This window comes from Bacillus sp. FSL W8-0645 (genome assembly GCF_038007905.1).
In the GTDB taxonomy this organism is placed as follows: domain Bacteria; phylum Bacillota; class Bacilli; order Bacillales; family Bacillaceae; genus Bacillus; species Bacillus pumilus.
In genome coordinates, this window is the sequence record NZ_JBBOYC010000001.1 from 3042767 (window position 1) to 3054802 (window position 12036).

Annotated in this window: 16 protein-coding genes and 1 riboswitch; of the genes, 4 read left to right on the forward strand and 12 right to left on the reverse strand. The window is 43.3% G+C overall.

Features of this window, described 5'->3' with window-relative positions; translation table 11 throughout:
* Positions 1-94 precede the first annotated feature (94 nt).
* Positions 95-203: riboswitch (SAM riboswitch) on the reverse strand.
* Between the two features lie 102 nt (positions 204-305).
* The 9 genes from NST39_RS15760 to NST39_RS15800 form a co-directional block, all read right to left on the reverse strand.
* The gene (locus NST39_RS15760; RefSeq protein ID WP_003212918.1) at positions 306-647 is read right to left on the reverse strand and encodes an SCP2 sterol-binding domain-containing protein; all 342 of its coding nucleotides are present in this window, start codon (positions 645-647) and stop codon (positions 306-308) included.
* Between the two features lie 120 nt (positions 648-767).
* Positions 768-1070 carry a thioredoxin family protein gene (locus NST39_RS15765; protein WP_341029165.1) on the reverse strand — a complete coding sequence of 101 codons (303 nt, stop codon included), beginning with the start codon at positions 1068-1070 and terminating at the stop codon, positions 768-770.
* Between the two features lie 12 nt (positions 1071-1082).
* Entirely contained in the window at positions 1083-1427 is a 345-nt protein-coding gene (locus NST39_RS15770) for a toprim domain-containing protein (protein WP_341029985.1), read from the reverse strand.
* 128 nt (positions 1428-1555) lie between these two features.
* Positions 1556-1792, reverse strand: a complete 237-nt coding sequence (locus NST39_RS15775; RefSeq protein ID WP_106066273.1) for a YusG family protein — start codon at positions 1790-1792, stop codon at positions 1556-1558.
* Between the two features lie 44 nt (positions 1793-1836).
* On the reverse strand, positions 1837-2220 hold the full coding sequence (gene gcvH / locus NST39_RS15780; protein ID WP_003213614.1) for a glycine cleavage system protein GcvH: 384 nt from the start codon (positions 2218-2220) through the stop codon (positions 1837-1839).
* A gap of 66 nt (positions 2221-2286) precedes the next feature.
* Complete coding sequence (locus tag NST39_RS15785; RefSeq protein ID WP_341029169.1) at positions 2287-2643, reverse strand: arsenate reductase family protein; 357 nt, start codon at positions 2641-2643, stop codon at positions 2287-2289.
* Between the two features lie 308 nt (positions 2644-2951).
* Positions 2952-4733, reverse strand: a complete 1782-nt coding sequence (locus NST39_RS15790; protein WP_341029172.1) for an acyl-CoA dehydrogenase family protein — start codon at positions 4731-4733, stop codon at positions 2952-2954.
* A 14-nt stretch (positions 4734-4747) separates the two neighbouring features.
* On the reverse strand, positions 4748-5923 hold the full coding sequence (locus NST39_RS15795) for an acetyl-CoA C-acetyltransferase (protein ID WP_217012153.1): 1176 nt from the start codon (positions 5921-5923) through the stop codon (positions 4748-4750).
* 12 nt (positions 5924-5935) lie between these two features.
* Entirely contained in the window at positions 5936-8323 is a 2388-nt protein-coding gene (locus tag NST39_RS15800) for a 3-hydroxyacyl-CoA dehydrogenase NAD-binding domain-containing protein (protein ID WP_341029176.1), read from the reverse strand.
* A gap of 199 nt (positions 8324-8522) precedes the next feature.
* On the opposite strand from NST39_RS15800, the gene NST39_RS15805 reads away from it, so the two are divergent.
* From NST39_RS15805 to NST39_RS15815, 3 genes are read left to right on the forward strand one after another with little or no spacing between them, the layout of a single operon-like run.
* Positions 8523-8660 carry a YuzL family protein gene (locus tag NST39_RS15805; protein ID WP_003212904.1) on the forward strand — a complete coding sequence of 46 codons (138 nt, stop codon included), beginning with the start codon at positions 8523-8525 and terminating at the stop codon, positions 8658-8660.
* Positions 8661-8704: 44 nt separating this feature from the next.
* Complete coding sequence (locus tag NST39_RS15810) at positions 8705-8938, forward strand: hypothetical protein (protein WP_341029986.1); 234 nt, start codon at positions 8705-8707, stop codon at positions 8936-8938.
* Between the two features lie 11 nt (positions 8939-8949).
* Complete coding sequence (locus NST39_RS15815) at positions 8950-9297, forward strand: spore coat protein (RefSeq protein ID WP_058013724.1); 348 nt, start codon at positions 8950-8952, stop codon at positions 9295-9297.
* A gap of 32 nt (positions 9298-9329) precedes the next feature.
* On the opposite strand, the gene NST39_RS15820 is transcribed toward NST39_RS15815, so the two are convergent.
* The 3 genes from NST39_RS15820 to NST39_RS15830 all read right to left on the reverse strand — a co-directional run bounded on the left by NST39_RS15820 (position 9330) and on the right by NST39_RS15830 (position 11079).
* Positions 9330-9581 (reverse strand): YusU family protein, encoded by a 252-nt coding sequence (locus tag NST39_RS15820; RefSeq protein WP_044140890.1) that lies wholly within the window; start codon positions 9579-9581, stop codon positions 9330-9332.
* A gap of 72 nt (positions 9582-9653) precedes the next feature.
* A complete protein-coding gene (locus NST39_RS15825) occupies positions 9654-10484 on the reverse strand; it encodes an ABC transporter ATP-binding protein (RefSeq protein WP_341029179.1) in 831 nt (276 codons plus the stop codon).
* A 148-nt stretch (positions 10485-10632) separates the two neighbouring features.
* Positions 10633-11079 (reverse strand): YusW family protein, encoded by a 447-nt coding sequence (locus tag NST39_RS15830; RefSeq protein ID WP_170965972.1) that lies wholly within the window; start codon positions 11077-11079, stop codon positions 10633-10635.
* 111 nt (positions 11080-11190) lie between these two features.
* Between NST39_RS15830 and NST39_RS15835 the strand changes: the two genes are divergently transcribed.
* A complete protein-coding gene (locus NST39_RS15835; protein WP_341029182.1) occupies positions 11191-12036 on the forward strand; it encodes an oxidoreductase in 846 nt (281 codons plus the stop codon).

The window sequence follows — 12036 nt, forward strand, 5'->3', positions numbered from 1 at the left end:
TTCCTGCTGCCATGCCTCGTGCCTGACGTGAGGTCAGTAAAAAAGACCTAACTGCAATGCAAGCAGAAAGGCCTTTTATGTTCAATACGCCTTTCTCTCATCTTTCAAAGCATTGCGGCTTTGAGTGAATTGGCACCAATTTCAGCTATGCTGACGGTTGCCGGGTTTCATAGGGCACGTCCCTCCACCTCTCTTAATAAGAGAAAATATGTTGTTTTATGTGATGTTCATGTTTTTACTAACGTAGAATATCATGCTACCCGAGATATGTCAACGCTGTAAATCGCTAATTTCCAAGTAAACGACTAAGTTATCATTTTTCGAAAAAAACCGTTCGTCAGCCAAAGTACCGCCTCTAGTCTTAGGAGCGCACGGAATGACCCTTTTACTTTCACTTGTCCCCTGCTAATTAACTGCTGTAAGGACATATCTCCATCTAATAATTGAAGTATTTCTTTTCTCTCACCATAAAAGATGAGATCCGATAACTCAATTGCAGGTAGTTTCTTCACTTCACCACGCTCATCCACAATCAATGTACAAGAGTCAGTTTCCGCCTCAAATGTAATCTTCAAGGATGATGATGAGAGCAGCGGCTTTAGCAATAATCGCTGCCCTGTGTTTCCATGGGTTTTCACTTTTTCCACATGTATAACCTCCCTGTCATTTGGTTATACATAACATTTCTCTACAAACATTCGCTTGTCCTTTATAAATAACTCGACAAATTTTCAGATGAAGTGCTTGAAATATGACAAAAAACCGCTTTATTTAGCGGTTTCAATCATTTCATGAAGATACGGAACGGAGTGAAAGGCATAGCCTTTTTGCACCAGCTCACCTTTTTTAAACAGTAGAAAGCAAGGAACACTTTCGATCTCAAAAGCCTTCGCAAAGTCTGGTGAGTAGTTTAAGTTGTTTTCGTAAAATGGTACATCCGGCTGCATGGTGTCTACGACTGTCAGCATTTTCTTTGCCAGCTGACATGTTCCGCAAAACGGTGTATATAAGTATAAAAGAAATAAATCGTCCTTTATCTCCTTGAATTCGTGTTCTTCAATCTCTTTCATATACGTCCACCCTCATATATATTTCGAATGAACATCAATGTTTGCAGCTAATAGGATAGATGCAATGTGGGCTGACGGTGAAGCGGCCACTTCGCGGTACGTTCTGTCGACAAAAAGATGAAGTGCTTCAGGGAATTCTTTTCGAAATTGCTTCCGCAGTTTGTCGCCTGCATCGTCACTGTCTGCTAATATGTAAACGTCTTTCCCCAATAATTCGTCTACGAGCTGATCCAGCTTCGATGTACTGATCGTGCCATTGGTGCAAATGATGGTAACAGGTTCACTTATGACTTCTTTTAGCTTTTGTTTGTCTGTTTTACCTTCTACAATGATGACCTTTTCTACCTCTAAATTCATCACGATCACCCGGCCCTTTTGACGTTGTTCACTTCTCCCTTAGATTACAATTTTTCATTCAGGTTGTAAAGATTAGGCGCTTGCACTAAAAAGACTGCAGCTTATGCTCACTGCAGCCTCATCTGTGATTAGCACCAGCCATTTTCATCATCACAGTCTACATATTTTTCTGTCCCGTGGGTCAATGTATCCGTCAGACGATAAAAACGATTTTGATCATAGGAATAACCTGATTTTAACTCATATTGGTTTTCACTAATCATCGTGCCAATCTCTTCATTTTGATGATACAGCACCATGCCGTTTTCTTTGAATCGTCCAGTGACATGATCTGTTATATCCACATGTTCTTTTTGAAAAGACAAATTGGACACCCCCCATAAAGGTAGAGTGTCCAATTTCACGTGAATTAGTCTTCTTTTGTCATTTCTTCATATTGCTCAGCAGTCATCAAGTTCTCAATTTCAGATGTATCAGCTGGCTCTACCACGATCATCCATGCTTTTTCGTATGGAGAGTCGTTGACGAATTCAGGGCTGTCATCCAGCTCATCGTTCACTTCGACGATTGTACCGTTGATCGGTGCGTAAAGCTCAGAAACTGTTTTCACTGATTCTACACTTCCGAAAGGCTCGTCCGCTGTAATTTTGTCTCCTACTTCAGGAAGCTCAACGAACACGATATCTCCTAGCTCAGATTGAGCAAAATGCGTAATACCGATACGCACCTTATCTCCTTCTACTTTGACCCATTCATGTTCTTCTGAATAACGTAAATCTTTTGGTGTGCTCATTCAATACCCCTCCAGTCTTTTCTTTCAATCTATATTGAAGATACCACAATCTGAATGAAAGTTACATCATTTCCAGACGCTTTTAAATGTATCTTCATTAAATCCAACTGTGACTCGTTTACCGTCTGTTGTAATCGGACGCTTGATCAGCATTCCGTTAGATGCGAGTAATTCGAGCTGCTCGCCTTCTGCCATTGCAGGAAGTTGATCTTTCAGCTGTAGCTCTCGGTATTTCTGTCCGCTTGTATTAAAGAACTTCTTCAGCTCTAAGCCGCTTTTTTCGTAAAGCGCTTTTAATGTTTCTTTATCAGGCGTCTCTTCGACGATATGTATGCTGTTGATATCTTTATTGTGTTCTTCCAGCCATTTTTTTGCTTTTCGGCATGTACCGCAAGATGGGTATTCATAAAAATCTAAAGCCACTATTTTCACCTCCTGCAAGTAGTGAGAACATTTTATCACAAAATATTTTAAAAACCTAAATGTATGCTTACAAAAAGGTGCGGAGTGATACCCGCACCTCAGATTGTTGACAAAGGGCTAAAATGATTTTATTTTAGCCCTTTGTCTTCTTTTCAGCGTGATAGAAAACCTTTGAAGTCTAGGAAGGACGAGCAACGGAGCGGAGCGAATTTGACATTCGTGAGCACCGGAGCGCAGAACTGACAAAGAATGCGAGGGTTTGTCTACACGCTGAGGTGCGGAGTGATATCCGCACCTTTTAAGCCGTCTTATACGATATATTTCTCTGCTTCAAAGATTCGTTTCGCCACTTCGCGCTTTTTGGCGATGACATTGATCGGGGTGAATCTTGTCAGTTTGCGAAGAGCTGACAGATTCATGCGGAGTGCATCTCCTTCTTCCATCGCGATCAAGGATTCTTTTGCATGGGCTTCAATTTTTAAGAAGGCTTCCTGCGTGAAAATTTGTGTGTAAGCAAGCTTTTGAGTATTCTTATCTAGCCCTGATGCAGCGATTGCCTTTTCAGTACGCAGAATCGCCGATTCAGCAGCAAAAATTTCATTGACGATATCCGCTATGTTCACAAGAATCTCTTGCTCTTTGTCTAATGCTTTTCCATACTTCATCGCCGCCATTCCAGATACCATTAAGGCGATCTTTTTCGCATGGGCGAGCAAGTATTTTTCTTGATCGAGCGGCTGATCACCCGGCTCTTCCGGCATCATCATCATGAGCTCTTCCTGTAAGGTTTGCGCTTTTTGAAGCAGCGGAAGCTCTCCCTTCATCGCTTTCTTCAAGAATGTGCCTGGTACAAGCAGACGGTTGATTTCGTTTGTCCCTTCAAAAATACGGTTAATCCGCGAGTCACGATAGGCTCTTTCGACCTCGTATTCTTGCATGAATCCATATCCGCCGTGAATCTGTACACCTTCATCCGCAATATAGTCTAAAGTTTCAGAGCCAAGCACTTTACAAAGAGAGCATTCAATCGCATATTCTGCAATGGACTGGGCGATTTTTTTGCCGTCCTTTTGCTCTTCTTCACTTAATAGGCCCATGCGCTGTTCAAATAATCCGACTGTGCGGTAAACAGCACTTTCCATCGCATAGAGCTTTGCCGACATGTTGGCTATTTTTTCACCAATTAAGCTAAATCGAGAAATTGGCGTTTGGAATTGCTTACGCTGATTTGCATATTCTGCCGATAATTGAATGACACGTTTTGACGCACCAACTGTTCCGACAGCCAGCTTGTAGCGTCCGATATTCAAAATGTTAAAGGCAATGACGTGACCTCTGCCAGCCTCACCTAGTAAATTCTCCTTCGGCACTTGAGCATCTTCGAGAATTAACGTTCTTGTCGATGACCCTTTAATGCCCATCTTTTTCTCTTCAGGTCCCGTTTTGACACCTGGAAAATCCTTTTCTACGATAAAAGCAGAGAAGTGTTCACCATCAATTTTCGCATATACGACAAAGACGTCGGCAAATGCGGAGTTTGTGATCCATTGTTTTTCCCCATTCAGCACATAATGAGTTCCGGCTTCATTTAAGACCGCAGTTGTCTTTGCTCCAAGGGCGTCAGAGCCTGATCCTGGTTCAGTGAGGGCGTACGCTGCAATCGTTTCTCCAGAAGCGAGTCCAGGAAGATATGTTTCCTTTTGTGCTTGATTTCCAAACAGCACGATGGGCAGAGATCCAATGCCGACATGGGCGCCATAGGAAAGCGAGAAGCTCCCTGCTCTGGAGAATTTCTCGGTAATAATGGCTGAACTAATTTTATCTAATCCGAGTCCGCCGAATTCTTCAGGCACGTCAGCTCCTAGCAGCCCAAGCTCTCCAGCCTTTTTGAGAAGCCTGACGGAATGCTCAAATTCATGGTTTTCAATTTGATCTATATATGGAACAACGTCTTGTAAAATATAATCCTCTGTTGTCTTTCCAATCATTTGATGCTCATCAGAGAAATCCTCTGGTGTAAAGATATGCTCATAATTCGTCTCATCAATTAAGAAGCTTCCACCCTTTTTTACCTCTTCCATTGCTTTCATTCTGATTTCCCCCTTTAGATCAATTCAAAAATTCCTGCTGCTCCCATGCCCCCGCCGATACACATTGTGACGATGCCAAATTGTTCGTTTCGCCGCTTCATTTCATGAATGAGTGACAGTGTCAGTTTCGTTCCTGTACAGCCGAGCGGATGTCCTAGCGCGATTGCCCCGCCATTGACATTCACTTTCTCTTCATCAATCCCTAAATGACGAATGACTTGAATGGCCTGAGAGGCAAACGCTTCGTTTAATTCAAACAGCCCGATATCCTTCAGCTCAAGTCCAGCGATTTTCAGCGCACGCGGAATGGCTTCAATTGGACCAATTCCCATCACCTCAGGCGGTACACCACCAACAGCAAACGCCCTGAACTTGGCGAGTGGCTGAAGGGAAAGTGAGGATGCTTTCTCACGGTCCATCATCATCACACAAGCAGCGCCATCACTTGTTTGTGAAGAGTTTCCTGCGGTCACCGTGCCTTTTGTCGAGAAAGCCGGACGCAAAGTAGAAAGAATCTCTTCCGTTGTCCCTGCTCTCACGCCTTCATCCTGTGAAAACTTGAATTGATGTTCTTCTAATTGATATTGCTCCCCTACCCGCCGCTCTGTTACATCAACGGATACAATTTCATCTGAAAACTTTCCTTCCTGTAATGCTTTGGCTGCCTTTTGATGACTTCTTACCGCAAAGGCGTCCTGATCTTGACGTGTGACCTGATACTTTTGCGCCACCTGCTCTGCCGTGTGTCCCATGCTCATATAGTATTCAGGCGCTTGCTCTGCCAAATGAGCATTCGGACGAATGGAGTGACCCATCATTGGCACCTGTGACATCGATTCGACTCCACCGGCTAAGATTGTTTCTGCCTGACCGAGCATGATTCGTTCACCCGCATAAGCGATTGACTGAAGACCAGATGAGCAGTAGCGGTTAATGGTGATCGCAGGTACTGTATACGGAAGCCCTGCTAATGCTCCAATATTACGAGCCACATTTAACCCCTGCTCTGCTTCTGGTGTTGCACATCCGATGATCAAATCATCTATCTGTCCGTCGTAATCACCGGCACGCTTTAATGTTTCTTTTACACACAATGCGCCCATATCATCAGGCCTAACATGTTTTAACGATCCTTTTTTCGCCTTCCCTACTGGTGTTCTCGCGCCAGCGACAATGACTGCTTCTCTCATTTTGACTCCCCCTTAGTTACGTAAAGGTTTTCCTTTGACGAGCATGTGCTGCATGCGTGCTTGTGATTTCACTTCTCCTACAAGACTTAAAAAGGCTTCCCTTTCAAGCTCTAATAAGTATTGCTCCTCTACCTCTGTTCCAAATGGCAGTTTCCCGCCGGAAATAACATGAGCTAATTTTTTAACAATGGTCATGTCATGCTCTGAAATGTATCCAGATAATCTCATATTTTCAGCCGCCAATATCATTGCTGCATAGCCTGTTTCTCCCATGACGGGCACCTTTTGCTTGAGCGGCGCACGATAACCTGCTTCATCAAGAGAGAGCACAAGTTGTTTCGCATCATAGATCAGGTGATCACCGTTCATACTGATTCGGTCACTCGCGCGCAGCATGTTCATATCCCGCGCTTCCTCTGCCGAAGTGGATACTTTCGCCATTGCTATCGTTTCAAATGTTTTCAGCGTAGCATCTTGTATAGCGGTCTGTGACGGCTTAGCTGACCCTTTCAGATGGCGAAGATATAATTCTTTGTTTCCACCGCCGCCTGGAATCAGCCCAACTCCCGCTTCGACAAGACCCATGTATGCTTCACTGGACGCCTGAATAGCTGCTGCCGGCAGACAAACTTCTGTTCCGCCTCCAAGTGTCATACCAAACGGTGCAGCAACGACTGGACGGTCGCTATATTTCACCTTCATCATTGCCTGCTGGAAGCGGCGGATCACAAAGTCAATTTCAAAGAAATTATCATCCTGAGCTTCCATTAAAATCAAAGCAAGGTTAGCACCAACACAGAAGTTCTTCCCTTGGTTTCCGATGACAAGCCCTCTATAATTCTGTTCCACCTCATCGACAGCGCGATTGATCATGTCAATGACATCTAGTCCAATGGCATTGCTCTTGGAGTGAAATTCAAGCAAGGCGACATCATCACCGATATCAATCAAGCTCGCACCAGCATTTTTAAAAATCACGCCCTGCTTCTTTTTCAATCTCGCTAAGGAAATATTCTTGTCGTTTCCTTTTTCCTGTTCATAAGCCCCATTGTGATAAAACGCACGCTCTCCATCAGCATTCTCTTGATAGAATGTATCGTGTCCTTCTGACAGCATGTCTTGCACCCACTGCGGGATGCTGTGTCCTTCTGCTTCCATGCGTTCGACTGCTTTTTTCACACCGATTGCATCCCATAGCTCAAATGGACCGTGCTGCCAGCCAAATCCCCATTTCATTGCGTTATCGATGGACTGAATATCATCCGCAATTTCGCCTGTTAACTGAGCTGAATAAAGGAGCACAGGTGCCGTCATGTTCCATAGCAATTGTCCTGCACGGCCACCTTGATAAATAAGCGCTTTCAATTTCGCTTTCGTTCCCTTTTGCTGCTTTGCCATCTCAATGCCTGGATCTTTAAGCTTCGTTCGTTCTCCGTATGTGAGCGTCACAGGGTCAAGTTCTAAAATGGTCTTTCCATTTTTTTGATAAAATCCTTGCCCTGCCTTGCTGCCAATCCATCCTTTTTCAAGCATTCGTTCAATAAACTCAGGCAGCTGGAAAATATCTTTTTCCTTTCCTTCTACTTGGTCATATACGTTGCGGGCTACATGGAAAAACGTGTCGAGCCCTACAACATCAAGTGTACGGAAAGTCGCGCTTTTCGGTCTTCCAATGAGGGGTCCTGTGACAGAATCAACCTCTCCAATGGTGTATTTGTTTTCAAGCATTTCACGCACTGTCACAAGGAGTCCATAAGTACCAATACGATTGGCAATAAAGTTCGGCGTATCTTTCGCTTCAACGACGCCTTTACCAAGTACATCCTCGCCAAACGTTTTCATAAATTGGAGTACTTCTGGATCTGTTTCTTGAATAGGAATGATTTCTAAAAGCTTTAGATAACGAGCTGGGTTAAAAAAATGTGTGCCTAAAAAGTGACGTTTAAAATCCTCTGATCGGCCTTCTGCCATTTTTTCAACCGAAATTCCAGATGTGTTACTTGATACGATACTGCCTTCTTTGCGGTGTTCGTCGATGAGAGAGAATACATGTTGTTTAATGCTGAGCTTTTCAGTGACGACTTCAATGATCCAGTCAGCATCATGTAATAAGGAAAGGTGATCTGTGAGATTTCCCGGTGTGATGTATGATAGGTTTTTTGCTGAAGTAAGAGGTGCTGGCTTTTGCTTTAACAATTTTTTCATCGCTTCTTGACTTAATCTATTCCGAACACTAGGGTGATCAAGCGTTCGGTTTTTTGCCGTTTCTTCCTTTGTCAGTTCGTTTGGCACAATATCTAGCAATGTTACTGGTATCCCGATATTGGCTAGATGCGCAGCAATGCCTGAGCCCATGACACCTGAACCAATGACAGCCGCCTTGCGAATATGTTTGCCCATAAATATCCCCCTACACATTTTGAATGAACAGTCATTCATTTTTTGTCCAAAAAAAAGCAATGCCTCTTTCTTTATCTTAAAAGATTTTCCGAAACAGTTCAAGAGCGGATTTCAAAAATTTACACATTCTCATGTGCCTTACTTTGCGGCGTATGAATTAAAGATGAGAGGGCATTGTAAGAATGGAGGTGATGTCCACATGTCTCGTTTGAAGAAAAACCCATCGAAAGCAGGCGTAAGTGCTGCAAGTGTAAAAGGAAACGCAGGTCCATCACAGGAAGCAGACCTAGGCGGCAAAAAGACTAGTCAAAATCAACAATATAAAAAGAATCAGTAAGGAAACAAAATCGTAAGGAGGAACACACCTTGAACAATCAGCAAATGAATATGCCCCCGCAAGTCATTTCAGTGAAGGATTCCTTATACTTAGAGGATATGCTGAATTGGAACTTGATCGCTATGAAAAAGGCTCACTTTATGGCCGAGCATTGCCAAGACCAAACATTGAAACAAGAATTAAATCAAGTGGGCCAAATGCACCATCAGCATTACACACAAATTCTTCAGCATTTAGGCAGCTCAGGACAAGGCCAGTCTACTGACTTTATGCAATAGGAGGAAAAAACATGGAACAACAAAACCAACAAAAAATCGGGAATCCTCAAACTCCGGTTCCCACGACAACAAACATGAATGATCGTGATTTTGTCACAGATCTCTTGTCGACTGAAAAATATATGACAAGCGGATACAACACAGCGCTCAATGAATTCAGTCATGAATCTCTTTATCAGGATATTCAGCGAATTGCACTAGAAACTCAGAAAACACAAAGACATTTATATGATGTCATGTTCCGATATGGCTGGTATTCTGTTGAAGCCGCTGAACAGCAAAAGCTCCAGCAGGCGCACCAGAAATTCCAGCAAACACTAACAGAACAATCTCCATACGGACCATCACAGATGTCATAAAGAAAAACTGCCAGTATGGAGCTGGCAGTTTTTTAGCGATCTTGATTCGCTCGATGAGCTTCGTTCATTTGTTTGATCCGCTGAATTGTTTCTTTGATTTCTTCCTTAGCCTCTGGATACGTTTCATTAAAGTGCTTTGCTAGAGGCGGCATACTTTTTGCAATATGAGAATAGATTACCCACTGTTTCACATCTTGTTTCAGTGCGTCTGTTGATTCGCCAAGCAGCAGCTCAGTATATTTCTCAAGCAAGCCTTCCAGCTTTTCGTCTAGTTCATTTCCCATTGATCTTCCGCTCCTTTTTTCAGAAAAAAGCCTGACTCTGTACGTAACAGTTGTCAGGCTTTTGACATACGATTATCTTGCAGCGAGAAATGTCTCCGCTTGCGCTTGCTGCACAATACAGCGTCCTCTGCCATGCGGAATACATAATGGCGTTCCGAATAAAGGATCTGTTGTCACTTGGCAGTTCATATCAAAGACATTTTTCACAAGATCACAATTAATGACCGTTTCTGGTCTTCCTTCTGCAAAAATCGTCTTGTCTTTAATCGCTACAAGGTGATGAGCATATCTACATGCGAGATTCAGGTCATGAAGAACCATGACAATCGTGCGCTGCTCTTTTTCATTTAAGTCAAACAGAAGGTCGAGAATTTCAATTTGATGCGTCATATCTAAATACGTCGTCGGCTCATCTAACAAAATGATATCCGTCTCCTGCGCTAACGTCATCGCAATCCATGCACGCTGCCTTTGTCCACCTGATAATGAATCGACCGTTCGATCAGCAAGGTCTTCCATCTTTGTTGACTTCAGTGCACGATTCACTGCTTCCTCGTCTTGCTTTGACCACTGCTTCAGCCAATTTTGATAAGGATATCTGCCTTGCTTCACTAGCTGATGCACGGTTAATCCTTCTGGCGCTTCTGGTCCTTGCGGAAGAATGGCGAGCTGTTTCGCTACTTCCTTTGTTGGTAATTTGGCAATGGAATGACCTTCAAGCAGGACAGAACCACCCATTGGCTTCATGAGACGGGCCAAAGAGCGAAGTAGCGTGGATTTACCGCATCCATTGCTGCCAATAAATACTGTGATTTCACCCTTAGGGATTGATACATTTAGTTCATCTATGATCATTGTTTCTCCGTAGCCTAAGCTTAAACCTTCAGTAGAAATGGCACTCATTCCGCTCAAACGCTCCTTTTCTCATGCAAATTTTTTATATGAAATATCGTCTATATATAGACGCAAAAGATCACTTATCTCAATTTAGTGTATCAGATTTAAGTGATCTTGAAAATCATTTTCAATTAAAAAATGAGAAAGTTCCGTTTTACTTCTTCTTTTGGAATGTACGTTTGGTCCCATCTTCAAGCTTCATATCGACCTGAATTCGCTGATAATCATCGTCTAAATTAAAAGCAGCTAATAGCTCATTTACATACGTTTCATTGATCTTCGCACTAGGAATCGACATATCATTTAGCTTCATCTTCATCTCGCGTAATGCTTCTTCACCTTCATAGCGGACACCGTTCATATGATCACGAATCAGTGCTTCTTCTTTTCCTTTCGCCTGACGATAGGTGGCTTCGTATAATTCGCTTTTCTGCCCGTATTGAACATGCAGGTGGAGATGCTCAAATGGAAGTTCCTTCATTTGAACCGCTGAGAGACTCTCTGCTTCTGCTTCCTTTGTTTGCTGGAGCGGCTCAATCGATTGGCAGCCAGACAGCATAAAAAGCAGCACTCCTATTTGTCCCGCCTTCTTCCAACACATCATGTGCTACCTCCTATTTCTTATCATCGCTTTTTATTCTTCTCCATCCTTCTTTTCGTTATTCAATAAAAGAGCGGGCTATGGTAAATTGAAACAAAAAGGAGGTACGAGATGATGAAAAGGACAGCCATTGTAACTGGTGCCAATAGCGGCTTTGGCAAGCTCATCACGATAGGTCTCGCCAAGCAAGGCTATAAAGTGATTGCAGGTGTCAGGCAGGAAGCCAATGCAAAAAAGCTTGCTGAAGAAATCAAGCAAGCCTCGTTATCCGCATCGATACATATTGAAGCATTGGATGTGACAGACACGCAGTCAATTCAAGCATTTCAGAAAAAGCTACATGCTTACGCCCCCATTACCCTGCTTGTCAACAATGCGGGAACAGCCTATGCGGGTTTTGCTGAAGAGGTTCCTGTTAACACGTACCGCCAGCAATTTGATGTCAATGTCTTCGGAGTCATGGAAGTGACACAAGCCGTCCTTCCGCTGATGACAAATGGTGCAAAGATATTCAATATGAGTAGCATCAGCGGATTAATGGGAATGCCCGCACTTTCTCCTTATGTATCCTCCAAGTTTGCTTTAGAGGGCTACACAGAGAGCTTACGCATTGAACTGGCCTCGTTCGGTATACAGGTAGCCTTGATCGAGCCAGGCTCTTTCCAAACGAATATTTGGAACACGTCTATGAACGAGCACATGTTGCAGCCAGAGGAAGGCTCGAAATACATACACATCTATCAAAAAATGATGGCTCATATCAATGCCCAGAAATCAAACTACGGGGACCCGCGTGAAGTCGCAGATCTTGTGATTCGATTAGCCGAGAAGAAGCGACTGAAAAAGCTGAGATATCCGATTGGGAAAGGAGTGCGGTTTTCGTTCACCGCAAAGCAGCTCCTGCCTTGGAACATGTGGGAAAAGATCATATTACGTACACTCTCTTCAAAAAAATAA